The sequence below is a fragment of the Anaerovirgula multivorans genome (assembly GCF_900188145.1).
In the GTDB taxonomy this organism is placed as follows: domain Bacteria; phylum Bacillota; class Clostridia; order Peptostreptococcales; family Natronincolaceae; genus Anaerovirgula; species Anaerovirgula multivorans.
Genome location: NZ_FZOJ01000019.1, coordinates 38,516 through 64,611, shown reverse-complemented (window position 1 = coordinate 64,611; position 26,096 = coordinate 38,516). Strand labels below are relative to the sequence as shown.

24 protein-coding genes are annotated in these 26,096 nt (G+C 34.1%); 19 read left to right on the top strand and 5 right to left on the bottom strand.

Features of this window, described 5'->3' with window-relative positions; all coding sequences use genetic code 11:
• Positions 1-175 precede the first annotated feature (175 nt).
• From CHB72_RS16805 to CHB72_RS16780, 6 genes are all read left to right on the top strand, one after another.
• Entirely contained in the window at positions 176-1,351 is a 1,176-nt protein-coding gene (locus tag CHB72_RS16805) for an NAD(P)-dependent malic enzyme (RefSeq protein WP_089284029.1), read from the top strand.
• A gap of 104 nt (positions 1,352-1,455) precedes the next feature.
• Positions 1,456-3,063 (top strand): peptide chain release factor 3, encoded by a 1,608-nt coding sequence (locus CHB72_RS16800; protein ID WP_089284028.1) that lies wholly within the window; start codon positions 1,456-1,458, stop codon positions 3,061-3,063.
• A gap of 300 nt (positions 3,064-3,363) precedes the next feature.
• A complete protein-coding gene (gene dcuS, locus CHB72_RS16795) occupies positions 3,364-4,968 on the top strand; it encodes a DcuS/MalK family sensor histidine kinase (RefSeq protein WP_089284027.1) in 1,605 nt (534 codons plus the stop codon).
• Positions 4,965-5,639 carry a response regulator gene (locus CHB72_RS16790; RefSeq protein ID WP_089284026.1) on the top strand — a complete coding sequence of 225 codons (675 nt, stop codon included), beginning with the start codon at positions 4,965-4,967 and terminating at the stop codon, positions 5,637-5,639. Before dcuS ends, CHB72_RS16790 begins: the two co-directional genes overlap by 4 nt.
• A gap of 142 nt (positions 5,640-5,781) precedes the next feature.
• Positions 5,782-6,954 carry an NAD(P)-dependent malic enzyme gene (locus CHB72_RS16785; protein ID WP_089284025.1) on the top strand — a complete coding sequence of 391 codons (1,173 nt, stop codon included), beginning with the start codon at positions 5,782-5,784 and terminating at the stop codon, positions 6,952-6,954.
• Between the two features lie 22 nt (positions 6,955-6,976).
• Positions 6,977-8,290: a 2-hydroxycarboxylate transporter family protein gene (locus CHB72_RS16780; RefSeq protein ID WP_089284024.1), complete on the top strand. Its 1,314-nt coding sequence runs from the start codon at positions 6,977-6,979 to the stop codon at positions 8,288-8,290.
• Between the two features lie 286 nt (positions 8,291-8,576).
• On the opposite strand, the gene CHB72_RS16775 is transcribed toward CHB72_RS16780, so the two are convergent.
• On the bottom strand, positions 8,577-9,059 hold the full coding sequence (locus CHB72_RS16775; protein WP_176431429.1) for an HD domain-containing protein: 483 nt from the start codon (positions 9,057-9,059) through the stop codon (positions 8,577-8,579).
• A 180-nt stretch (positions 9,060-9,239) separates the two neighbouring features.
• Here CHB72_RS16775 and CHB72_RS16770 point away from each other — a divergent pair, with 180 nt between their 5' ends.
• The 4 genes from CHB72_RS16770 to CHB72_RS16755 all read left to right on the top strand — a co-directional run bounded on the left by CHB72_RS16770 (position 9,240) and on the right by CHB72_RS16755 (position 12,208).
• On the top strand, positions 9,240-10,181 hold the full coding sequence (locus CHB72_RS16770) for a phosphoglycerate dehydrogenase (protein ID WP_089284022.1): 942 nt from the start codon (positions 9,240-9,242) through the stop codon (positions 10,179-10,181).
• 113 nt (positions 10,182-10,294) lie between these two features.
• Positions 10,295-10,483, top strand: a complete 189-nt coding sequence (locus CHB72_RS16765; protein ID WP_089284021.1) for a DUF378 domain-containing protein — start codon at positions 10,295-10,297, stop codon at positions 10,481-10,483.
• A 124-nt stretch (positions 10,484-10,607) separates the two neighbouring features.
• Entirely contained in the window at positions 10,608-11,426 is an 819-nt protein-coding gene (safA, locus tag CHB72_RS16760) for a SafA/ExsA family spore coat assembly protein (protein WP_207652590.1), read from the top strand.
• A 392-nt stretch (positions 11,427-11,818) separates the two neighbouring features.
• A complete protein-coding gene (locus tag CHB72_RS16755) occupies positions 11,819-12,208 on the top strand; it encodes an adenine nucleotide alpha hydrolase family protein (RefSeq protein ID WP_089284020.1) in 390 nt (129 codons plus the stop codon).
• Positions 12,209-12,433: 225 nt separating this feature from the next.
• On the opposite strand, the gene CHB72_RS16750 is transcribed toward CHB72_RS16755, so the two are convergent.
• Entirely contained in the window at positions 12,434-13,690 is a 1,257-nt protein-coding gene (locus CHB72_RS16750) for an ammonium transporter (RefSeq protein ID WP_089284019.1), read from the bottom strand.
• A gap of 22 nt (positions 13,691-13,712) precedes the next feature.
• Positions 13,713-14,060, bottom strand: coding sequence for a P-II family nitrogen regulator (locus CHB72_RS16745; protein WP_089284018.1), 348 nt, complete (start codon positions 14,058-14,060; stop codon positions 13,713-13,715).
• A 291-nt stretch (positions 14,061-14,351) separates the two neighbouring features.
• Here CHB72_RS16745 and CHB72_RS16740 point away from each other — a divergent pair, with 291 nt between their 5' ends.
• Together CHB72_RS16740 and CHB72_RS16735 are read left to right on the top strand one after the other, a co-directional pair.
• Complete coding sequence (locus tag CHB72_RS16740; RefSeq protein ID WP_207652589.1) at positions 14,352-15,314, top strand: TIGR01212 family radical SAM protein; 963 nt, start codon at positions 14,352-14,354, stop codon at positions 15,312-15,314.
• Between the two features lie 259 nt (positions 15,315-15,573).
• The gene (locus tag CHB72_RS16735) at positions 15,574-15,996 is read left to right on the top strand and encodes a hypothetical protein (protein WP_089284017.1); all 423 of its coding nucleotides are present in this window, start codon (positions 15,574-15,576) and stop codon (positions 15,994-15,996) included.
• 25 nt (positions 15,997-16,021) lie between these two features.
• On the opposite strand, the gene CHB72_RS16730 is transcribed toward CHB72_RS16735, so the two are convergent.
• Entirely contained in the window at positions 16,022-16,252 is a 231-nt protein-coding gene (locus CHB72_RS16730; RefSeq protein WP_089284016.1) for a SelT/SelW/SelH family protein, read from the bottom strand.
• 411 nt (positions 16,253-16,663) lie between these two features.
• Here CHB72_RS16730 and CHB72_RS16725 point away from each other — a divergent pair, with 411 nt between their 5' ends.
• Together CHB72_RS16725 and CHB72_RS16720 are read left to right on the top strand one after the other, a co-directional pair.
• Positions 16,664-17,467, top strand: coding sequence for a GTP pyrophosphokinase (locus CHB72_RS16725; protein ID WP_089284015.1), 804 nt, complete (start codon positions 16,664-16,666; stop codon positions 17,465-17,467).
• Positions 17,468-17,500: 33 nt separating this feature from the next.
• Positions 17,501-18,190 (top strand): metallophosphoesterase, encoded by a 690-nt coding sequence (locus CHB72_RS16720; protein ID WP_089284014.1) that lies wholly within the window; start codon positions 17,501-17,503, stop codon positions 18,188-18,190.
• Positions 18,191-18,246: 56 nt separating this feature from the next.
• Here CHB72_RS16720 and fba read toward each other — a convergent pair whose 3' ends face one another.
• Positions 18,247-19,176, bottom strand: a complete 930-nt coding sequence (gene fba, locus CHB72_RS16715) for a class II fructose-1,6-bisphosphate aldolase (RefSeq protein WP_089284013.1) — start codon at positions 19,174-19,176, stop codon at positions 18,247-18,249.
• 900 nt (positions 19,177-20,076) lie between these two features.
• On the opposite strand from fba, the gene CHB72_RS16710 reads away from it, so the two are divergent.
• From CHB72_RS16710 to CHB72_RS16690, 5 genes are all read left to right on the top strand, one after another.
• Entirely contained in the window at positions 20,077-21,822 is a 1,746-nt protein-coding gene (locus CHB72_RS16710) for a sensor histidine kinase (protein WP_089284012.1), read from the top strand.
• On the top strand, positions 21,819-22,610 hold the full coding sequence (locus CHB72_RS16705) for a response regulator transcription factor (protein WP_176431428.1): 792 nt from the start codon (positions 21,819-21,821) through the stop codon (positions 22,608-22,610). Before CHB72_RS16710 ends, CHB72_RS16705 begins: the two co-directional genes overlap by 4 nt.
• A 103-nt stretch (positions 22,611-22,713) precedes the next feature.
• Positions 22,714-24,036: an extracellular solute-binding protein gene (locus CHB72_RS16700; protein WP_089284011.1), complete on the top strand. Its 1,323-nt coding sequence runs from the start codon at positions 22,714-22,716 to the stop codon at positions 24,034-24,036.
• 241 nt (positions 24,037-24,277) lie between these two features.
• Entirely contained in the window at positions 24,278-25,156 is an 879-nt protein-coding gene (locus CHB72_RS16695; protein ID WP_089284010.1) for a carbohydrate ABC transporter permease, read from the top strand.
• Between the two features lie 15 nt (positions 25,157-25,171).
• Entirely contained in the window at positions 25,172-26,074 is a 903-nt protein-coding gene (locus CHB72_RS16690; protein WP_089284009.1) for a carbohydrate ABC transporter permease, read from the top strand.
• Positions 26,075-26,096: the final 22 nt, after the last annotated feature.

Genomic DNA, 26,096 nt, shown 5'->3' with positions numbered 1-26,096 from the left:
TTTTGCCATGGCTAAAAGATGCAAACACCAACGGTAAATGTAGCTCCTTGTGTATTAAAATTTAGATTTACGAGTGTATGGCTATATTTTTATTATATGATGATATTCTTATAAAATCAAATTGAGAGAAATGTGTTATAATAATACGATAAGAATTTAAAAAGGTGGTAATAGAATGGATTTAATGGAAAATAGTTTAAAAATGCATGAAGAAAAGGTTGGTAAGATTGAAGTAGCATCAAAGGTTAGTATTGAAAATAGGGGGGATTTAAGCTTAGCCTATACCCCTGGAGTGGCAGAACCCTGTAAAAGAATTCATGAAAAAAGAGAAGCAGTATATAAATATACTGCTAAGGGAAACATGGTAGCAGTAGTTACTGATGGGACAGCTGTTTTAGGATTGGGGGATATAGGGCCTGAAGCAGCAATGCCAGTTATGGAAGGAAAGGCGATCTTATTTAAAGAATTTGCTAATGTAGATGCTTTCCCCATTTGTTTAGCAACAAAGGATGTTGATGAAATCGTAAAAACTGTAAAGTTGATTGCCCCCACCTTTGGAGGGATTAACCTAGAGGATATTGGCGCTCCAAGATGCTTTGAGATTGAAGAAAAGCTAAAAAAAGAACTAGATATCCCTGTTTTTCATGATGATCAGCATGGAACCGCTGTTGTGGTAGTGGCAGGTATTATTAATGCATTGAAGGTAGTAAAGAAAAAGATAGAGGAAGCGACTATTGTTATTAATGGAGCAGGAGCTGCTGGTGTAGCTATTACAAAAATGTTATTAGAAATGAATCCAAAAGATATTTTGTTATGTGATAGAAAGGGCGTAGTATTTGCTGGAAGTCCTAATAATAATGGGTCTAAGGAGGAAATTGCTCAGCTAACTAATAAATCAAATAGGCAAGGAACTCTTAAAGATGCCATGAAGGGAGCAGATATATTTATTGGTGTATCTGCTGCTAATGTAGTAACAGAAGAAATGGTGAAAAGCATGAAAAAAGATGCTATTGTTTTTGCTATGGCAAATCCTGTGCCTGAAATTATGCCAGATTTAGCGATAGAAGCAGGGGCTAAGGTGGTAGGTTCAGGCAGGTCCGATTTTCCAAATCAAATTAATAATCTATTGGCCTTCCCAGGAATCTTTAGAGGAGCATTAGATGTCAGAGCAGGAGAAATCAATGAAGCCATGAAACAGGCAGCTGCCTACGCTATAGCTAGTATTATCAGAGAAGATGAATTAAAACCAGAATACGTTATACCAGATGTGTTTAATAAAAGGGTAGTAGAAAAGGTAGCGGTTGCCGTGGCAATAGCTGCCAAGGAGACAGGCGTTGCAAGAATAGATTAATAATGTTTTGAATAGCAATTGACAGACGGGGTGTAAAAAGGATAAAATCAATTGTATTGGGTAAATTATCTTAGAAAATTATCAATATAGAAAGAGGAATAAAAATGCAAGAGCAGTTTTTACAACAAGTGAGAAGAAGAAGAAGCTTTGCTATCATATCGCATCCCGATGCCGGGAAAACTACATTAACAGAGAAACTATTATTATACGGAGGCGCTATTCGTTTAGCAGGATCTGTTAAATCTAGAAGAGCGCAAAAACATGCAGTTTCCGACTGGATGGAGATTGAAAAGCAAAGAGGTATTTCTGTTACTTCTAGTGTTCTTCAATTTGACTATAATGGATATTGTATTAATATACTAGATACTCCTGGACATCAAGATTTTAGTGAAGATACCTATAGAACCTTAATGGCAGCTGATAGTGCTGTCATGGTAATTGACTGTGCCAAAGGGGTTGAAGAACAGACAAAAAAATTGTTCCGAGTTTGTAAAATGAGGGGCATACCGATTTTCACCTTTGTCAATAAGCTAGATAGAGCAGGAAAAGATCCCTTTGAGTTGATGGAGGAGTTAGAAAGTGTTCTAGGGATACAGTCTTACCCCATGAATTGGCCTATTGGAACCGATGGTAATTTTAAGGGAGTATATAATAGAATAAAATCTCAAATCGAGGTTTTTAATGAAGGAAAGCATGGACAGAGCATAGTAGAATCCGTAATAGGTGATGTTAAAGACGAAGTTTTTAAAGATTTACTAGGGGAAAATCTACATCACCAATTGATGGAAGAAATTGAACTGCTAGATGGGGCAGGAGATGATTTCAATCTTAACAAGGTTCTGAAGGGAGAATTAACACCTGTATTCTTTGGAAGTGCTATGACAAACTTTGGTGTACGTCCTTTCCTAGAATCATTTTTAGAAATGACCACTCCACCAATGGCAAGGATGAGTAATAGAGGGGAAATAGATCCTGAAAGTAATAACTTTACTGGGTTTATATTTAAAATTCAAGCAAATATGAACCCTGCCCATCGAGATAGAATTGCTTTTATACGTATTTGTTCTGGTAAGTTTGAAAAAGGTATGAATGTAAATCATGTTCGTTTAAACAAAGCAATCAAGTTGGCACAGCCTCAACAATTTTTAGCACAGGATCGAGCTGTTGTTGAAGAAGCATATCCTGGAGATATTATTGGTGTCCATGATCCAGGAATTTTTAACATTGGAGACACACTATGCCAAGATAATTCTAAAATTCAATACGAAGGCATCCCTGTATTTGCCCCTGAGCATTTTGCTAGAGTCTATGCAAAGGATTCTATGAAGAGAAAGCAATTTATAAAAGGTATTGAACAGATATCAGAAGAGGGTGCGATACAAGTATATAAAAGACCTTTTGTAGGGGTGGAGGAATTAATCGTAGGTGTTGTTGGAGTTCTTCAATTTGAAGTACTGCAATATCGTCTGGAAAAAGAATATGGCGTAGAGATTAAAATGCAGACACTACCCTATAGATTTATCCGTTGGGTAGAACAAGACAATTTTGATTATGATCGATTTAGTCTAACAATGGATAGCTTGATTGTACAGGATAAAGAGGAAAAACCCGTTGTTCTCTTCGAAAATGAATGGTCTATTCAGAAAGTAGAGGAACGAAATAAAAGTGCTATCATGAGGAGTATTTCTAGAAAAGACGCTATGGAAAAATAGTATTGCACTGGGTTATAATGAAAATGTGAAAAATTACAGAATTATTAATGTATTTTTTAAAAAGAGCAGAGAGTCTTTATCACAGAAGATGCTCTGCTCTTTTTATAACTAATTGAAAATTGTAAAAAGACTATCATAGAAAAGGATTTTTAAAATATTTAGCGAATTATTTTTATCTAAGAAAGCAACATAATAAAAACGTTTTCCAACATTAATTAATTATTCAAGATTTAATTTAAAAAACAAAAATCCGTTAGATAATTAAAGAAAAACCTATTTCTTGTAAAAGAGGAACTTTCCATGAAAAAGAAACAATTTAAACTTCAAACACAAATAACCGTATTCACTATAGTTATTGTTGTTATTGCTATTTATACCACCATCTACTTCACTACAAGATGGATTATGTCAAGTATACAGCAGGAGATTAACACCAATATTATGAATGTTGCCAAGGTAATAGCAAATAGTCCTAATGTAGTAGAGGAGATGAAAAGTGGAGATTACTATCAAAACACTATACAACCTTTTGTGAAAAAGATATTAGCTGATACCAACCAGGTAGAGATTATTGTAGTGGCAGATATGGAGGGCTTAAGGTATGCTCATCCCAATCCTCAACGATTAGGAGAAAAATTTGTTGGTGGGGATGAGTTGAGGGTAGTAAAAACTGGAGAATTATATATATCTGAAGCTACAGGAACTATGGGAACATCCATAAGAGCCTTTGCTCCAATATATGATTGGGAAAACCATCAACAGCTTGGTTTTGTCATGGTAGGAAATTTAACCCAAACCGTAGCACAAATAAAGAAGCAAAGAGTTATTACAATCATTTTAGCTTCCTTTGTAGGATTATTTCTTGGAATAATAGGAGCGATTCTGTTGGCAAACAGTATTAAAAAGAACCTGTTAGGATTAGAACCAGAGGAAATTGCAAAGCTATATGTTGAAAAGAAGGGTATGCTAGAGGCTATCCATGAGGGGGTTATTGCAATTGATGGTGATGAAAAAATAACTTTAATAAATGATTCTGCAAGAAAATTACTTCGCATAGAGGAGACAGATATCATCGGAGAAAAAGTCACCAAATTATTTCCAACCAGTAGATTGCCAGAGGTATTAAAGACAGGTGTTGCTGAATATGATAGAGAACAGATGGTAAACGATACCATTATTATAAACAATAGAGTTCCTATAGAAAATGGAGAGAAGATTGTAGGAGCTATCGCTACCTTTAGAGATAAGACAATGATTACTCGTTTAGCAGAAGAGGTTACAGGAGTGAAACAAATTGTAGAGGCCTTAAGGGCGAATACCCATGAATTTATGAATAAACTACATGTTATTCTTGGATTAATAGAGATTAAGGAATTTGAAGAAGCAAAAAAGTATATTATTCATACCAGTAAAAATCAGCAACAAATCATGACTTTAGTGATGGGAAAAATAAAAGATCCTACTATCGCCGGGTTGTTATTAGGAAAAATTAGTAGGGCTAAGGAATTAGGAATTACTATGAATATAACAAGTGATAGCTATCTTGAAAAAAGAGAGGGGAAAATCACCAGTAGTATTCTAATAACAATTCTAGGAAACCTCATTGAAAATGCTATGGAGGCCATTGGTTTAAGTGACAAGGAAGAAAGAGTTATTGAAGTTAACTTAATGGAATCTAAAAAAAAGATCATTATCAAAGTGAAGGATACAGGTATAGGTATCCCAAAGGAAAATGTATCATGTATTTTTGAAAGAGGCTTTTCAACAAAGGCATTAAGCAGAGGAATAGGTTTATCCTTAGTGAAAAATACAGTGGAGAACCTAGGAGGAAGTATAGAGGTTACCACTAGAGTTTGTGAAGGGACAGAATTTATGGCTATTTTGCCAAAGGAGGGAAAGCTGTGATAAAGGTATTAATAGTTGAAGATGATCCTATGGTATCACAGTTAAATAAAAAGTATGTTGAGACTGTTAAAGGGTTTAAAGTAGTATATATGGCAGGAAATGGACAAGAAGCCCTAAATTTTTTAAAAAATCACTCTGTAGATTTAATCATTTTAGATGTATTCATGCCTAAATTGGATGGAATCAGTTTATTAAAAGAAGTCAGAAGGAGATCCATAAAAACAGATGTTATTTTAGTAACCGCTGCAAAGGAGTCAGAAAATATTGATGAGGTATTAAGATTGGGTGCGGTAGATTATCTTATTAAACCCTTTGAGTACCAGCGGCTGAAAAGCACCTTAGATAGCTATATTGAACGACATCAGCTACTAAACCATAAAAACACTATTTTCCAAAAGGATATTGACAAGATTATGAAACAAAATGCTGATTTGCTAGAAAAAGATTACCAGAAGGGAATTCACAAAAAAACACTTGAGAGGATACGAAGATTTATGAAACATAACGAAGAAAAGTATCTTACCAGTGAAGAAGTAGCAGAAAAAATGGAGGTTTCAAGGGTAACGGTAAGAAGATATCTTGAATATCTAGTATCATTGGAAGAATTAATATTAGAAATTGAATATGGCTCTATAGGTAGGCCTAAACACCTATATAAGTACAAAAAGTAAAGTGAAAGCAAAATATCGTCAAAAAAATATCATTATATTTTTTATTTACTAAACATTTAGAAAAGTTTCTAAATGTTTTCTTTTTTGAAAAAATTTTATAACATGAACATAACTTAAAGGATATCAAGGAGGATGATTGTTTATGGATTTAGGAAAAGAAAGTTTAAATTTGCATGAAGAGTATAAAGGGAAAATCTACACAGCATCAAAGATCCCAGTGAAAAATCGAGAAGATCTAAGTTTAGCCTATACACCAGGTGTAGCTGAACCCTGTAGGAAAATCCACCAAGAAAAGGAAAACGTTTACAAATATACCTCTAAAGGAAATTTAGTGGCAGTGGTTACTGATGGTACTGCAGTTTTAGGTTTAGGAGATATTGGACCAGAAGCGGCAATGCCTGTTATGGAGGGAAAGGCAATTTTATTTAAAGAATTTGCAAATGTGGATGCTTTTCCTATCTGTCTTGATACAAAGGATGTAGATGAAATTGTAAGAACTGTAAAGCTACTGGCCCCAACCTTTGGAGGAATCAATCTTGAAGATATTGGAGCTCCCAGATGTTTTGAAATTGAAAAGAGATTGAAGGAAGAATTGGATATTCCTGTATTCCACGATGATCAACATGGTACAGCTATTGTGGTAATAGCAGGACTAATTAATGCTTTGAAAGTAGTAAACAAAAAGATTGAAGATACAACTATCGTTGTCAATGGTGCTGGTTCTGCAGGGGTGGCAATTGCAAAAATGCTACTGAATATGAATCCAAAGGACATTTTAATATGTGATAGAAGAGGAATTCTTTATTCTGGATCGGCTGAAAACGATAGCAGTAAAGAGAAAATGGCGCAAATAACAAATAAAAATCAGAAGAAAGGCAGTCTTATGGATGCCATGACAGGTGCAGATGTATTTATTGGAGTATCTGCCGCCAATGTTGTTACAGAAGAAATGGTAAAGGTTATGAATCAAGATGCCATTATATTTGCTATGGCCAATCCAGTACCAGAAATCATGCCGGATTTAGCATTAAAGGCAGGAGCAAAGGTAGTGGGCTCTGGTCGTTCGGATTTTCCAAATCAAGTGAACAATGTATTAGCCTTCCCAGGAATTTTTAGAGGAGCATTAGATGTTAGAGCTAGGGATATTAATGAAGCAATGAAGCTAGCAGCAGCCTATGCAATTGCAAGTATTATTGATGAAAAAGAGCTTAAGCCTGATTACGTTATGCCAGATGCTTTTGATAAAAAAGTAGTAGAAAAGGTAGCAGAAGCGGTTGGAGAGGCTGCTAAGAAAACTGGCTTAGCAAAAAAATAAAAAGATAGGGGGGAAGAAAGAAATGTCAACTGTAACATTACAGGAAAAGCAGAGCTATAGGATTATGGGTATGTCTTTACCACTTTTTGGGATCGTAACAGCAGTAGTCTTAATAGCAACCTATATGGAAGTACTACCTAAGGGAATGATAGGTGCCTTTGCATTAATGATGGTGATAGGAGCAATACTAAATGAAATAGGAAGTCATCTACCTATTGTAAAGAATTATTTAGGTGGAGGTCCCATTGTAATTATTTTTGGTTCAGCGGCACTAGTAACCTATAATTTCTTACCAGAAACCTCTGTGGAGATTATGTCCAACTTTATGAAAGGAGAAGGATTCTTAGATTTTTATATTGCTGCACTAATTACCGGTAGTATTTTAGGAATGAATAGAGAACTTTTAATTAAAGCTTCCATCAGATATTTACCAGCAATTTTAGGGGGTGTTGTTGCAGCATTAGGTCTAGTAGGAGTAGTAGGAGCTGTAATTGGCTATGGAGCAAAAGAAGCTATTCTATATATTGGCGTACCCATTATGGGTGGTGGTATGGGTGCAGGTGCAGTACCATTGTCTCAAATATTTGGTTCTAGTCTAGGGGTAGATCCTGGGGAAATGATTTCTGTTATGGTACCAGCTGTAGCATTGGGGAACGCTGTTGCCATCGTTGTAGCAGGCTTATTAGATAGACTTGGAAAAGCAAAACCATATTTAACTGGTAATGGTGAATTAATGGAACTTAAAGAAAACCAGGCTCAAGTTAAGGAAGAAACAAAGGAAAAAGAAAAAAAAGCAACTATTGATCTTGCCATGATGGGAAGAGGATTATTGTTAGCGGTATCCTTCTTTGTATTAGGAAGTATTATTGGAAAGTTTTTCCCACAGGTACATTCCTATGCATGGATGATCATCTCAGTTGCGATAGTAAAAGCTTTGAATATCCTACCTAGAGAGTATGAAACAGGAGCTTTTCAATGGTTTCAGTTTGTTATGACCAACTTAACTGGTGTACTATTGGTTGGTATAGGTGTAGCCTTTACAAACCTCCAACAGGTTATTGATGCTTTTACTATTCAATACGTGTTATTAGTAGCTGTAACCATAATAGGTGGTGTGGTAGGATCAGGTATTGTAGGTAAATTTGTAGGTTTTTATCCTATCGAAGCCTCTATTACAGCAGGACTATGTATGGCAAACATGGGAGGTACTGGGGACGTAGCAGTATTATCAGCCGCTGATCGTATGAAGCTTATGCCCTTTGCTCAAATATCCTCTCGTATCGGTGGAGCTTTTATGCTAATATTGGCAAGTACACTATTGAAAATCTTTATATAATAGACATATCACCCTTTAAATATAAAATGATATGATAATCAAGTAGGAGGTAGATAAAATAATTATCTACCTCCTACTTGATTTGTTTAATCTGGTCGTATATTTTAAAGTACTATTAACCAACTACAGAACTTAAGCAGATGACTGAAATCTATGATTTCATGTCATTCGCTTATACAAGGTGAAATTTTGATATACTAAGGGCTACATTTGCAGCCCATGGTTTTGGGCGAAACCGTAGACCGTGTATATCAAAAATTAAGGTTTAAAATTGGTTATCTATAGATTAATACAAATTATCATAATGCTGAAGTATTTCCATTTCCTTCACATTGGCAATATTTTCTTTATGGTGATTTTTAACTAATACCAATACTTTTTCCTGTAAGCCTAGTTTAAGAAGTAGTTCATATCCTAATTTTGCATGATTAATTTTATAATACATAGCCTCCTTTAAAAAAGATGGCATAACAGATGGCTTTAGGTTCATCTTATCGGATAGTACTACAAAGGCTTTATTTATTAGAGTTAAGTTGCTACCTATTTTTCCTACATCATGTAGCAAAGCAGCTTTGATAAGAGCAAGGTTGTTTGGAGCATCAATTTTGCAACCATAGGCCACATTGATACTGTGTCTTTGTTCACTTTTTCTTAACTGAAAAAAAAGATTTTGTTCTTGAGACGTCAAATATTGATTAATGAAATGTAGATCTTCTTCATATAATTTAGCTGTAAGTCCTTGAAAAAATTGTTTAACACGATAAATCATTTTCATATTCTCCTTTTCTACATGCCTATCTATATTATTTTACAGAAAAACAATTAAAATGAAAATAATTAATTTTGTTTTCGGGTACAGAATAGATAGCAAAGTTTTTTTCTTAGGAGGATTTTTATACAAGAAAGTAGTATTTATAGTAAGAAGAAAATATACAGGAGGAGTGATAAGATGGAGATACTATTCACCTATGATTATGGTAAAGATAAAATGGAATCCATTCGTCAATTAGGCTATGATATTATCATAAAAAATGAGAAAGATATTGTATATCACCAAGAGATGGAGGAGGTAGAAGTATTAGTATGTTATAATCCATTTATCACTTTAGATATAAGGAAAATGAAGAGATTAAAATGGATACAATTATCTAGTATAGGAATTGATCAAGTTCCCAAAGAAGTAGTTCTAGAAAATGGCATAGTGCTTACTAACAACAAAGGTGGATACAGTGTTCCAATGGGAGAATGGATTGTTTTAAAGATTTTAGAAATTTATAAAAAATCTTATAAACTTTATGAACAGCAAGGACAGAAACTGTGGAAGATGGATACAAGCCTTTTAGAACTATACAGAAAGCGTATTGGGTTTATCGGTACTGGTAGTATAGCTACAGAGGCTGCTAAAAGACTTCAAGGATTTGAGGCACATATTATCGGAGTAAATACTAACGGAACAAAAGTACAATACTTTGATAAGTGCTATCCTATTGGAGAGTTAGAGGAAGTGTTAAAGCAGTGTGATGTGGTTGTCCTTACAATACCTTATACGGAGGAAACCCATCATCTCATCAATGAAACAAGATTAAAAAGCATGAAAAAAAGTGGTGTTCTTATCAATGTATCTAGAGGAAGTATTGTGGATGAAGAGGCACTTATTCAACACATGAAACAAGGGAATCTAATGGCAGCAGCATTAGACGTTTTTGAAAAGGAGCCATTACCTCAAGATAGTCCCTTGTGGGCAATGGAAAATGTCATCTTAACACCTCACAATTCTTGGATTTCTGAAATGCGGAATGAACGAAGGTTTAGAATTATTTATGAAAATATGAAAAGATATATTGAAGGAGAACTATTGTTCAATCAAGTGGACATAGAAAAAGGTTATTAGACAACCCCTTATCGTTGAAAGATGCAAGTTTTATGGCATATCCAAAGGTCTAGCCTCATATATATGAAGTAACTAATACAATAAGGATATTATATAGAGGAGGAGGGGCTGTTTTGTTAACCTGGATTGCTTTAATACTCATCATCATCGGGGCAATAAATTGGGGATTGCTGGGACTATTCAAGTTTGACTTAATTGCAAAGCTGTTTAGAGGGCAAGGATCTCTCGTAAGCAGAATTATTTATACTTTAGTGGGGTTTTCAGGAATCTATACGCTAATCATGTTAATACTGAGACGGTAATAAAAAAACAGCGAAAACTTAGAAATTCGCTGTTTTTTTTATTGTGAAATTATTATGATCAATGTTTAACAAAAAAAAATCAGTGGCATATAATGGTAATGAGAAAATTAAAAGGAGGATAATGATGTATCATAACTATGAAATACCTAACTATATGTCACCTATGATGAATCAACAAGTGACACCAATGCCAATGCCAGTGCCAGTTCCAGATCCACCTGCCTGTCCAGGAGGAACGATATATACGATTCAACCAGGGGATACAATGTTCAGAATAGCAAATCGTTATGGGATAGATTTAACGGAGTTGATTAGAGCAAATCCACAAATCCCTAATCCAAATGTTATCTATGTGGGCCAAAGAATATGTATACCTCGAATAGTAATACCACCAACTCCACCGGATGTATTTTGTCCTGACGGCACAATATACATTGTGCAACGGGGAGATACTATGTTCAATATAGCTAGAAGATTTGGGGTGACTCTAGAAAGACTTATTCGAGCAAATCCACAAATTCCAGATCCTAATGTTATAGATGTAGGTCAAAAAATCTGTGTGCCAGTACCGGATATACCACTTCCAGTCGGAATTGTTAAAGTTGAATTGAGACCAGAACGAAAAGGGGTATTAGGGGGAACGGCCTTCGTTAACATACCTGACCCAACTGTTTGGATTAGTACCTTTGGATTACCTGAACCAGCAAAAATTGATTCTAAACTAGTTTGTTATTATGCTTGGGTAGTAGATAGAGATGCTGATACCTACTTTAGGGTAGATTTAAAGGATTGCGGATTACCAGGAATCATGGCTGGATATGGAAAAACAAAAGGTACCTTCGTATCCTATGATGAAGTCATCGTTACCGCAGAAGCAGTTATATCTGTTAAAAAACCAACGGGACCTGTATTATTACGAGGAAGATTAGTTACTCCTAGATAGAAAAAATCCTGTGACCTAAGGGTTACAGGATTTTTATTATTTGGATAAATAAAATTAAAAACTTTAGAGATTTACTTTCAACTTAAATTTATCCTTCGGTGTATTGCTAAGACTCCCGCTTCTCCAAGCGGGAGATCAAGCACTACATCCTCGAAGTAAATTCGGCTACAATTCAGAGGGAGTAAAAACTCCCTCTGAATTAAGTCTCATTTTATTTTAATCATGATATGTAGTATAATAGAATAGGAATTAATTCTTGATGATTTATGGGAGATGATATTAGTTTTAATGAACTATAACCTTATTTGTCCTAAAGAATTAGTAGAAGGATATTTATATATCCATAAAATACCACAAATATTCATAGAAACATATTAGAAAGGGGTACAGATATGCAGTTAAAAGAAAATACGATGATCTGTGTTACCCAACAAAAAACCTGTGCAAGATTGATAAAAACTGGTGTTCAAATTCAAGAAAAACAAGGTGGAAATATTTTTGTAGTGCATGTAGCACCTATTGGATGGAATATATTAGGAAATTCCAAAGAAGGGGAAGCATTAGATTATTTATTTGATATCTCAAAAGAAGTTGGGGCACATATGACGGTCTTAAGATCTTCTGAAGTTGTGAAGACCATCATTGATTTCTGTGAAAAACATGCTATAAGAACAATCGTACTGGGGGAATCTAGAGAAAAATCTGCTGATAATAATGTCATCGCCAAATTAAGTAAAAAAATAGGTAATAGCATTGATATAAAAGTGCTTGCTACTGACTAAGATAGGTGCAGGAATTTAGCTCCTCTTAAAGTATAAGGATAAAGACTTTTTAAGATTTATCATTACTTTAAGAGGTTTTTTGTTTCAAAAATTGCATATATTCATAAATCATTTACAGATGATAGATTTCCAAATGGGTAAGCCCTTGAATAGTGAAAAAAAGGGATGTTACCTAGTAAAGTAACATCCGAGAAAAATAAATTAAAGGGAAAAATGTAGTGATATCTAATTTGTTGCAGTAACACCCTTGATCTGAAAATCAGCGTAGCTTTCAATACCATGCTCTTCAATGTCTAAGCCTTTTAATTCTTCCTCTTGTGGAACACGAAGACCAATGGTTTTGTCAATGGATTTAAATACTACAAAGGTGGTAGTGAGAGTCCATAAGGCTACTACAAACACGCCTAATGCTTGAACCAACAATAAGTCTAAACCACCTCCATAGAGCAAACCTCCATCTACAGCAAAGACACCAACAGCAATCGTACCAACAGCTCCACAAAGACCATGTACTCCGATGGCGCCTACAGGATCATCTATTTTCAATACCCTATCGATAAATTCTATGCCATATATTACTACAATTCCTGCAATGATACCTATTGCTACTGCACCCACTGGACTAACCACATCTGTTCCAGCGGTTATACCAACCAATCCAGCTAAAGAACCATTTAACGTCATACTAACATCTGGCTTACCATATCGTATCCAAGTAATGGCCATTGTAACAAAGGTAGAGGCTGCTGCTGCAAGGTTAGTTGTTACAAAGATATGAGAAATACCGACGGAATCCATTCCAGATAAGGTAGAGCCAGGATTAAAACCAAACCATCCTAGCCAAAGAATAAATACACCTAATGCACCTAATACTAAGCTATGCCCAGGAATTGCTGTAGGCTTTCCATCTTTTGAATATTTACCAATACGAGGACCGATAATCCAAGCACCCATTAAAGCAGACCAACCTCCTACAGAGTGTACAACTGTTGAACCTGCAAAGTCCATAAAACCTAATTCGCTTAACCAGCCACCACCCCAAATCCAATGACCTACTACAGGATAAATAATTAAACTGATAAAAAAGCTATAAACTAAATAAGCATTAAACTTTGTTCTTTCAGCCATTGCACCAGAAACGATAGTAGCAGCAGTTGCACAAAAGACTGTTTGGAAAATAAGAAATGCTTCCTTAGGAATTGTTAAATCTAAATGCTCAAAGGTTGCTGCGGATAAAAAACTGATATCTCCGATAATACCACTATTACTAATTCCAAACATAATACTAAAGCCTATAACCCAATAAACTAAAGAGCCAATACAAAAATCCATTAAATTTTTCATAATTATATTTCCGGCATTTTTTGATCTAGTGAAACCAGTCTCCACCATCGCAAAACCAGCTTGCATAAAAAATACTAAAGCAGAAGCCACCAATACCCAAATGGTGTCAATAGCCGTAATGAATTCATTGATTTCCATATTAAAACCTCCCTTGTAAAATCTATAATGCATCTGTTCCTTCTTCACCAGTACGAATACGAATCACCCTGTGAATTGGTGATATGAATATCTTGCCATCTCCTATATTTCCAGTGGAACATATCCTTCTTGTAATAGAAACAATGTCATCTGCAGATTCTTCAGATACGATGATTTCTATTTTAACCTTAGGTAAAAGATCGATGCTGTATTCAGCACCACGATATATTTCTGTCTTTCCTTTTTGAAGACCACACCCTAATACTTGCGTCACTGTCATGCCTGATACTCCAATACTATTGAGTGCCTCTTTTAGTTCTTCAAACTTTTTTTGTCTAGTGATAATTTCAATTTTAATCAGATCACTCATTTACTTCACCTCCTTTGACAAACAAAAAAGCGCCCACCTTAAAGGGATGCTTACTATCCCATTAATGTGAACGCCATTGCTCAATAATTAAGTATTAAATGTATTAAATTTTATGAAAACTATTATATATTATTTTTTAGAAAAAAACAATATGTTTTTTGAAGTTTTTGAAAATTTTATACTAACACATTTCTAAATTTAAGAATATTGGTCAAACTATCAAGTAAAAATGATATAATCACATTAGAAATTATAAAGCTCTTGAAAAAACTAGAAGAAGGAAGGATATTCATGGAAAAGGAAGTATTGATATATAACACTTACTCCGATTATCTTAGAGAAAAATATGGAGAAAAGGTTTATAAACTCCCTATTAATCTTCCGGTAACTTGTCCTAATAGGGATGGGAAGCTGGGAGAAGGAGGCTGTATATTTTGTGCAGAGGTTGGAACAGGCTTTGAAAACTTGCCAAATCATTACAGTATAAGCAAGCAGTTAGAAGAAAATATGATACTAGTAAAGAGAAAGTATAAGGCTAATAAGTTTATTGCTTATTTTCAAAACTTTACTAATACCTACTTACCTTTAGAGGATTTTAAGGTATATATACAAGAGGCACTGGTTGAAGATATCGTAGAGATTGCTATTTCCACAAGACCTGACTGTATAACAGAAGACTATTTAGCATTTTTAAAAGAAATACAATTGAAGTACTCTGTAGAAATATCTATAGAACTAGGACTGCAAACCGTTAATTATCATACCTTAAAAAAAATCAACAGAGGACATAGCTTAGCCGAATTTATTGATGCTGTACTTCAAATAAAAAAATATGAATTTGAAATATGTACCCATTTAATATTAAATTTGCCGTGGGACAACGAAGAGGATGTCATTGAAAACGCTAAAATACTTTCAGCTTTAAAAGTACAACAGGTGAAGCTGCACGCTCTTTACATAGTAAAAGACACCGTTATGGGAGAAATGTACGAAAAAGGGGAACTTCAACTGATTTCTGCTGAGGAATATAAAGATAGAGTGATAACCTTTTTAGAATATTTAGACCCTAGTATTGTAGTGCAAAGATTAATAGGAAGAGCTCCAGAGGAAAATAGTTTATTTGTTAATTGGAATATGAGCTGGTGGAAAATCAGAGATGAAATTCATGAAAAGATGAGAGCGAGTAATAATTACCAGGGAAAGAAAGCCTATTATTTAGGAGGAAAAGCTCTACACTGCAGCAGAAATGTCTGAAGATAGTTCTCAGGCATTGAAAAAGCTCCATCTTGTTTATATTTGTAAAATACAGCATTCTTGCGTATCTTGCGTATTTGAATATGCGCAAAGATGCTGAGCTTTCTTTATCTAAGAATATGAAGATTTTTCAATCGTCTTCAATAACAAAGTTTTTCTGCGAAATTTTTAAAATCGTGCAGGAAAATGTCTGAATTTATAGAATATTTTATATAGGAGTAAAAAATATTAATGAATTAAAGTAAGGGGGATATTAACGATGATAAAAATAATTCTTGGAAAAAAAGGAAGTGGCAAAACAAAAACTTTGATTCATGAAGCCAATGAAGCTGTAAAGAAAACTAAAGGGCATCTAGTCTTTGTTGATGTAGATAATAGCCATATGTTTCAGATAGATTATAAAATTAGATTTATGGGAATTAAAGATTATCAAATTACCAATGAGGAAGCATTTTATGGATTCGTCTGTGGAGTCATAGCTTCAAACTATGATGTTGAGGGACTATATGTTGATGGATTGTTAAAAATAGCTGGAAAGAAAACTGAGGAACTAGAGGGTTTCTTTAAAAGGCTTGATGCACTTGAACAAAAGTATAACATCAACTTTATTTTTACCATTCATGGTATACAAGAAGAACTGCCAGATTACCTAAAGAAATATATGCTGCAGATATTGGAATAAAGCATAAAAATATAGAGGCTAACCTCTATATTTTTGCATCTAGTTCATTAAATTCAGGAAAACGACCTTCTTGTTTTTTTGAAAAAATCAATTGATTATTTGAGGTTACTTCAAACACTCCACCGGAAGAGGGGCTTAGTGTTAGTGCGGTAACCTCATTTTTATATTTACTTAATATTTTTTCAGCCATATCCAAGGCTTTAGGTAAGTAGCCTCATCCTGTACAATATTCAATAGATATCTTTCTGTCTGGCATAAATAATCCTCCTTTTATCATTGATCATTTCTATAACAAACCTGTTAATGATAGAACATATCTATTAGATATGTTACCCCTATATGATAAATATAATCATATAGATTGCAATGTATAAACTATCCAAGTTTTTAACATCACAGAGTATTTTTTAAAAAAATTCATCTAAAGTATTCCGCGTATTTCTAAAAAATCAAAGCAAAAAGTATAAAGATTAGCTAAAAGGATAAACTACATTATTACTGAATCTAGAAGATTTATCCTTTTAGTGGGAACAAGACGCGCCCTAAATTAAGTCTCATTTTATAATTATAAATTAAAAAATTGGTAAAATAGTGATATAATATAGAAGGTGCAGTTGTACTTCAATTTTAGCAATAGATTTTTCAAGAAGTTAGTGGGGTGATGAATGTGGAAAATACGGAATGGAAAAAAATTTTGATTCCTTATGAACACGCAGTTGAAGAACTAAAAGTAAAATTTAAAAGCATTCGAAATGAACTTCGAACTATTGGTGAGTACTCTCCTATTGAATTTGTAACTGGGAGAGTTAAGAAAGTCTCTAGTATTATAGAGAAAGCAAGAAAGCTAGATGTGAGTCATGAAGAAATACCTGATAAGATAGAAGATATAGCAGGTATAAGAATTATGTGCCAATTTGTGGAGGACATCTATACTGTAGTAGATTATATTAGAGATAGAGATGGTGAAGATCTTGAGGTTGTATTGGAAAAGGACTACATAAATAATTATAAAGATAGTGGTTATAGAAGTTATCATGTTGTGATTAAATACCCGATACATACGGCGTTAGGACCTAAAAATATATTAGCAGAAATACAAATTAGAACATTAGCCATGAATTTTTGGGCGATCATCGAACACTCTTTAAAATATAAATATAAACAGCAAATCCCACCACATATTAATGAACGATTGAAAAAAGCTGCTGATGCTGCCTTTAAATTGGATCAAGAGATGTCAGAAATCAGACATGAAATTAGGCAAGCTCAAAAATTCTTTGAGGTCCGATCTAATACTGTGTCCAGTATACTACAAAGCATTCAGTCCTTGTACATATCTGGAAGAACCAGGGAGGCTAATGAGTTTCAGGAAAGATTTTATAGACTATGGGAAAAAGGGGAAATGCTAGAACTAAAGCTCCTAGATAGAGAAATAGATAAATTAATAGAAAAGCATGAAGTATATGATTAATACTTGTAAGCATCTTAAAAGATAGGTGATAAAATGGCTTTATACGCAATTGGAGATTTGCATTTAAGTAACAATGTTAATAAGCCCATGGATATATTTGGTTGTCATTGGATAAAACATGATGAAAAAATTCAAGAAGATTGGTACAATAAAGTAGGCGAAAATGATACTGTTCTGATTCCAGGGGATATTTCATGGGGAATGAATATTCAAGAGGCAAGCTCTGATTTGGAATGGATTGAAAAACTGCCGGGGCATAAAATACTATTGAAGGGTAATCATGACTATTGGTGGAGTTCGATTTCAAAGCTAAATAGTGCCTTCTCTAATATGGATTTTTTACAAAACAACTTTTTCACCTATGAGGATTATGCAATATGCGGTACTAGAGGTTGGATTTGCCCAAATAATAAAAAATTTACCCAACAGGATAAAAAGATATATTATAGAGAAGTTCAGCGATTAAAAATATCTTTAGATCAAGCTGGGAAATCAAAGTTTAACAAAATTATTGTAATGCTACATTATCCTCCAACAAATGATATGCTGGAAGATTCTTTGTTTACAGAAGTTTTAAAGAATTATGATGTTGAGATGGTGGTTTATGGGCACCTCCATGGAGAAGACGCCTATAATGGGGGATTACAAGGAGAGCACCATGGTATAACTTATCATTTAGTTTCCTGTGATTTCTTAGATTTTCAGCTAATGAAATTACTATAGAAAAATTTATAATTTCCTACTTGGTTACAAAAAAGCGACTAATAGTCGCTTTTTTTCTAAAGGAAATTGTTACATCCTAATACATTTACAATTTTATGACGTACCATCTCTTTTATGGCAGTTCTTCCTTCACCTAAATATTTTCTTGGGTCAAAGTTACCAGGATTTTCTGAAAGACTCTTTCTAATAGCAGCAGTTAAGGCTAAACGAAGATCAGTATCAATATTTATTTTACATACCCCTAATGAGGCGGCTTTTCTAAGCATTTCTTCAGGTACTCCTTGGGCTCCTGGTATATCTCCACCAAATTTATTACAAAGCTCTACAAACTCTGGTAATACAGTAGAAGCACCATGTAGAACTAGTGGATAACCAGGCATAAGCTTTGCAATTTTCTGGAGTCTTTCAAAATCTAATTGAGGCTCTCCCTTAAACTTATAAGCACCATGGCTGGTACCAATGGCAATAGCTAAGGAATCTACGCCAGTTTTCTTTACAAACTCAGCTGCTTGCTCAGGATTTGTGTAGGCAGCATCCTTTTCACTTACATTTACGTCATCTTCAATGCCTGCTAATCTACCTAATTCTGCTTCTACTACAACCCCCTTACTATGGGCATACTCAACAACTTTTTTAGTGATGGCTATGTTTTCTTCAAAGGGATGATGAGAAGCGTCAATCATAACTGAAGTAAAGCCATCATCAATACATTGTTTGCAGATATCATAGCTTTCGCCATGATCTAAATGTAAAACGATAGGCAAACCTGAATCCTCTACAGCGGCCTCAACCAATTTTTTCAAATAAGTTGGATTAGCGTATTTTCTAGCTCCTGCGGAAACCTGTAGAATGAGAGGTGCTTTTTCTTCCTTAGCGGCATCAACAATACCTTGAATGATCTCCATGTTGTTTACGTTGAAGGCACCAATGGCAAAATTCCCATCATAGGCTCTAGAAAAAAGTTCTTTGCTGGTTACTAATGGCATATTGTATTCCTCCTAATAAGTTTTTTTATGTAAAAATATAAATACTCAATAACCTCAACAAATTTCCCCGTCGGTATATCACTAAGACTTCCACAAAGGGAATATTTACATCGTAGCATACTAAATTGTACCATAATACTTTTATTATCGTCAATGTTGCTAGCTCTATGATAGTAAATATTTTCATATAATACTTAAATTTATGAAATCATTAAGTTAATATTCATATTCAAGTAGTTAATCAATAAAGTGGAAAAAGGCCCTATATGAGCGTTGATTTAATGGTAATTATAGAAGATGAAAAATAAAATATTAAAAAAGGTTGACCAGTTTTTAGGGCAAAAGTTATAATTGTTTTAAATATACCTACGAAGGATTATGTAAATAGTAAATATCTGTTTTTAACACAAAACTCAGAACTGTGTTTTTAAATAAATACTTTATTCTTCAGGGTATTGCTAAGACTTCTGCTTATCTAAGTAAAAGGTCAAGCACTATACCCTCGAAATAAATTCGGCTACAATCCAGTGGGAAAAAACTTCCTTCTAAATAAAGTCTCATTTTGTTTGGTGTTTCTGCTAAAGATGCAATAACATTTTTAAGTATACTAATTTTTTATTTAAGCTTTTCATTTTCTTTTTCTAATCTTATTTGTTCTATATTCTGTTGGCCTAAGATTTCCTTTCTCAAGGGAAACATAGTACTTTATTCATTTTCTAATAGCTGCAGAGACTTGCTACATCAATTGGCTTCTTATCTACTTTAATAATCACTTTCACCATTTTTGTAGGCATCAGCAAATTTATTATCTTATTATTGAAAACGTTTTCTTAAATAAAGAGATATTCAGCTATCTAATTTTATTTAGTAATAACTTCATTTATGAAAGGTTGATTTATTTTGATTTCTAGGTTAAATAAATTCAATACATTACGTAATCAGATATTAGTGGTTTTTTTGATCGTTATGGTTTTGGTATTATTTTTTGTTAGTATCAGCACCTTTAATATTGTGTCAAATTTGTTAAAAGATAATGCTGAAGTACAAATACAAGGGACAACGGTACAAGTCAGTGAAAGGTTAGACACGCTTTATCGGCAAATCGATATGATTTCGAAACAAGTAATAACAGATTCTTATGTGCAACAATTACTACTAGACGAAGTTGAGGGTAGACCTGTAGGTTTTGATCAGCGGCAATCCCTTATGCAAGTGGTAAATAGTTATCAAGCTTATTCAGATGGCATTCATTCTTTTGAACTTTATTTAAAAGATCACACAAGGATTTTCCCGTTAAATGGCATGGTTTTACCTAGTCGAGTTGATGAAAAGTGGATAAAACAAGCAAAGGATGCAAAAGGAAAGTTAGTATGGATTGGAGAAGATCCAAAGGACCCAAGTCTATATTTGGGTATTCGGCAAGTAAGTTTAATAGATCGCTGGTTTTCTAATGGAGGCTATTTACTAACTCGCATAGATGCAGATTATTTCCGTTTAAAAGATGAATCTAAAACAACTAAAGATAATGAATACATGATTATTGTTGATCAAAGAAATTCTCCCGTTTTTTCCAATTACTATGGAGATATTGAAGAAATTGTCACCCAAAATCAAAAAGTTGTAGAAATAAATGAAGAAGATTATATTGTGGCGAAAGAGAAATCGGGTTTAACGGGATGGACGGCTGTGATTTTAACTCCAGTTAGCACTTTAATGAATGGCCTTTCTGTTCTTCGTGCTGCTATTATATTTTCGGGAATTGCTGGTTTTGCGATTTTTTTCTTTTTTTCTTTTATTCTTTCAATAATGATTACTCGACCCATTTTAAATTTAATTAAAACGATGAAGGTTGCTAAACTAGGAGGATTAAAACCAATTTCAGAGAGTGCATCTACTGTTGAAATTGTAGAATTAAACAAAACCTACAATCAGTTGGTTGAAAATACAAATCATTTAATCGGAGTAGTGTATGAGAAGGAACTGTGTCTTAGTCAAGCGGAGTTAAAAGCATTACAAGCACAAATCAACCCACATTTTTTATTTAACACATTAGAAGCATTGTACTGGTCTTTAGAGGAAAAAGGAGAAGAAGAACTGGCAGAGATTGTTGTTGCTATGTCTGACTTGTTTCGTTATACAATAAGTAATCCTAAAGTAGAGGATGAATGGGTATTAGTAAAAGAGGAACTCGAGCATGTGGAACGATACCTACATGTTATGAAAATGAGATTTGGAGATCGATTAACATGGTATGTTTCGTCACCACCTGATTGTGAAGTAAAAATTCCAAAATTATTGATACAACCACTTGTGGAGAATGCAGTACTACATGGTGTAGGAAATAAGAATGGGCAAGGAACTATATCGGTCATTGTTGAAGAAGTAAAATCTTCTTCTAAGCTGGTGATTAAAGTAATAGATGATGGCCCCGGGATAGAGGAAAATACGCTTTATTCAATCATCCAGTCACTAAAATTTGGAATCGTGTCATCTGTTAAAGGGAAAGGGATGGCGATGGCCAATGTTCATAAAAGGTTACAGCTTTATTATAAGAATGATAGAGAGCGTGGACTTTCCATAGAAAGTGAAGTAAACAAAGGAACCTGTGTAACTTTTGAAATCCCTTATAAAGGAGGAATTTTATGATGCATTCTAAAACGATTTTGATTGTTGATGATGAACCAAAGACGAGACAAGGTTTGAAGAAAACACTTGGAATATGGTCGGAAGGAAAGTATGAGATTATATGTGCAGAAAGTGCAAAAGAAGCAATTCATGTTCTAGAGCGACAAAGGGTTCATCTCTTAATCACGGATATTTGTATGCCCGAAATTTCTGGACTAAAAATGCTAGAGAAGTTAAATATGAAGGAGCAAAAATTGGTTGTCATCATTTTATCAGGGTTTCCAGAATTTGATTATGCACAACAGGCCATTCGCTTAGGTGTAGTCAACTATTTACTTAAACCAATAAATAAGCGTAAATTGATCGAATCTGTGGAAAAAGCAATGGAAGTAGAGGCAAACCAAGAGAGAGTGGGCATGATAGAGAAGTTGGTGGATGATAAGTTATTAAACGTTAGAAGCGAAAATTATCGAACGCAATCCCCTATAAAAGAAGCACTTCGTTTCGTAGATGAAAATATTAAAGGCCAGTTAAGTTTAAGGGATGTAGCTAATCATGTACATTTGAATTCTAGCTATTTAAGTGTCCTATTTAAAGAACAGACAAACTTAACATTTAGTGAATATGTGACGAGACGCAGATTAGAAAACGCAAAAAAACTGTTGATGTCAACGAATTTAACTGTAGATGAAATTGCTCATGATGTTGGCTATCAGACTGCAAAATATTTTATTAAATTATTTAAAGAATTCGAGAAAATGACACCTAGTCGATTTAGAAAATCAAATAGTGATAATCAAATCCAATAAAAGTGGTATTTTCCCTAATCACTGTTACCTTGTTCCCTTTAGAAGGAGATGATAGACTAATACTTGTAATAAATATTTCTTAAAAGTGAGGGGGATTTTTCAAATGATAAGGAAAAAGTATTCGCTAATCTTTGCACTTACTATGGTCTTTTTACTTGTAGTAACTGGATGCTCTAGTCCTAACACCGCTAGCAGTGGAAATGAGCAAGCGGATGATGCTGAAATCGTAACGATTAACTTCATGCATTTGTGGCCAGCGGGAAGTTCGAGGCAACAAAATATGATTGTTAATGAAATTATCGAAGAATATCAAGATGCAAACCCACATGTAAGAATTGTACAGGAAGTTTTAGAAAATGAACAGTACAAAAATAAATTACAAATTATTTCGGCTTCAAATGAACTGCCTGATGTAGGGATGACATGGCCTGCTGGTTTTATGGAGCCTTATGTAAAAGGAAATCGCTTCACCCCACTGGATGATATTTTACACGGCGGAGTAAAAGAATTATTTGTTGCTGGTACAACAGAAGCCTATGCGGTTGACGGGAAAACGTATGCATTTCCGCTTGAATTAAACATAGTACCTCTTTATTATAATAAAGCAATCTTTGCTGAATATAATCTTGAAGTTCCCACAGATTTCGAAGCGTTTAAGCATGTAGTACAAACACTTGTAGACAATAAGGTTGCGCCAATTGCACTTGGTAATAAAGACCGGTGGACGGGCTCATTATGGTATATGTATCTTGCAGATCGACTTGGCGGACCAGAAGTACTAACAAATGCAATAAATCGAACAGGTACTTTTGAAGATGAGAGTCTGGTTAAGGCCGCTGAAGAGGTTCAGAATTTAGTTGATATGAATGCTTTTGTTAGAGGATACAATGGTTTATCTAATGATGAAGGGAAGTCTGAGTTTCTTAATGAGCAAGCAGCAATGTATTTAATGGGTTCTTGGGAATTGCCTAACTTTACAACGAACGACGAAATACCACAAGAATTTAGAGATAATGTTGGCTACTTTAAATTCCCAACAGTTGACGGTGGTAAAGGAGATATTGACAGTTGGGTAGGAGGACCCGGTGTTGGGTTGTTTGTTGCTGAAAATTCACCAGTGAAAGAAGAAGCAAAACAATTCGTAAAATTCTTTGTTGAAAGATGGGGTGATCAAGCTGTTGCTAGAGCCGGCGTGACGCCAGCAACAACAGTCGATACGTCAGTGCTAGAATTACCTCAACTATATATTGATGTTTTGAACGATTTAGGGAAAGCAAGTAACATTACTCTATTTGCAGACGTACAAATGAGAGCTGCTGTAGCAGAAACACATTTAAATATGATTCAATCGCTTTTTGGAAAGCAGGTTTCGCCAGAAGATTATGCTAAAAAGCATGAAGAAGCCCTTGCAGCAGAAGGAAATTAGTAGTTGAATGAATAATGATAAGAAAAGGACATATCTTGAAATTTCGATATGTCCTTTCTTAAAAGGTAAGCTTATAAAAGAACAGACCATTTCTTGCTGGCCTCCCGGTGCTTGTAGCAGGTAGCGCTTTTGTTTTTTCATCTGGTTACAGAATTTATTCCTTCGATTTCACTATAATATAAAGAATATTGCGCAAATATGAGTTTTTTCATGATCACTATAAGAAGGGAGACAAAATGTAATGGATAAAGTCATGTCCGATAAAAAGGTTATTGCATTGTATGTACTTCCAGCACTATTAATAATTTTGACTTTAGTGTACAGTCCCATTGTCATGACAGGCTATTACGGCTTAATGAAATGGGATGGAATAGGGGAGATGGAATTCGTTGGTTTAGCAAATTACACTAGACTATTATCGGATTCTATGTTTTGGCAAAGTGTATATCATTCATTTTTACTTGCTTTATTTTCTGTAATTAGTTTAGCTGCCTATTTATTAGTTGCGTTAATTCTTGCAGGAAAAATTAAAGGAGCAAATGTGTTAAGAAAAATTTATTTAATTCCTATGCTGCTTTCTTCGGTAGCCATTGCCCAGCTTTGGCTAAGAATCTATCACCCTACTAATGGTGTGATCAATAGCCTACTTACTTTTCTAGGAGTCGAGGATATTCCATTATGGTTAGCAGATCCAAATATAGTTCTATTTGCGATATTTATCGCTATTTTATGGCAGTATGCAGGTTTTTATATTTTGATTTATTATGCAGCATTAAAGAATATACCTGAATCACTCATTGAAGCTGCTAGAATAGATGGAGCGACGCCGTGGCAAATTGCTTATAAAATTAAAATACCGTTAATTTCTAATGTCATTAAAGTAACAATCGTTTTAGCTGTAGTAGGTTCACTTAAATACTTTGATCTAATTTATGTAATGACGAATGGAGGTCCTAACGGAGCCAGTGAAGTGATGGCATCCTATATGTACAAGCAAGCATTCCGTTCTTTTGATTTCGGGTACGGAAGTGCGATTGGTTTCTTCTTGTTATTAATTTGCTTGGTTATTACTTGGCTTATTCGAAAGCTGACTGCTTCGAAGGAAGAAATACAATACTAAAAAGGAGGAGAAATAATGAAAAGAGTAATAGAAAATCGAAATACGACGTTAACCACTGACAAACCAATACTAAAAGTTTTTCAACATCCATTATGGCAGCGTTTAGCTTATGGAATTCTTTATACAATATTGATTTTGCTGGCAGTTATTCAAATTTTTCCTTTGGTTTGGTTGTTATTTTTCTCATTAAAAAATAACCAAGAAGTTTTTAACACAGCTCCACTATCTTTTCCAACAAATCCTAAGTGGGAAAATTATGTAAAGGTTTGGACCGAGGGAAATATTGGTGTTTACTTTTTAAACAGTGTATGGATTACAGTAGTTGCAGTTGTCATAACAGTTTTGTTGGCAAGCTTTGTGACATTTGCCATTACACGTATGCAATGGAAATATAGAAATCTTGCCCTAGGATTATTTATGGTAGGATTAATGATTCCTGTACACTCTACATTAATTCCGTTATTTAGTTTCTTTTTAAAAGTGAATCTAATGGATAATCCTTTATCAATCATCTTAACGTATACTGCTTTTAACCTCCCAATTACGATTATGATATTACTTGGATTTTATTATACCTTGCCACGTGAGATCGAAGAAGCAGCTATTATGGATGGATGTTCGATCCATCGCATGTTTTTTCAAATCATCCTGCCAATGACTGCACCTGTCATGGCAACGACTGCTATTATTAACATGATCTATAATTGGAATGAATTTGTTTTTGTTAATACATTTATTAGTTCAGATAAATATAAAACATTAACTGTTGGAATCCAGAATTTTATAGGACAATATATGACTGACTGGGGAGCAATTGGAGCAACTCTTATGATAAGTATTTTACCAATTTTATTGACATTTTTAATCTTAAGCAATCGGATTGTTGAAGGGATAACATCTGGGGCGATAAAAGGATAAACAATAAAACAATATCAAATTA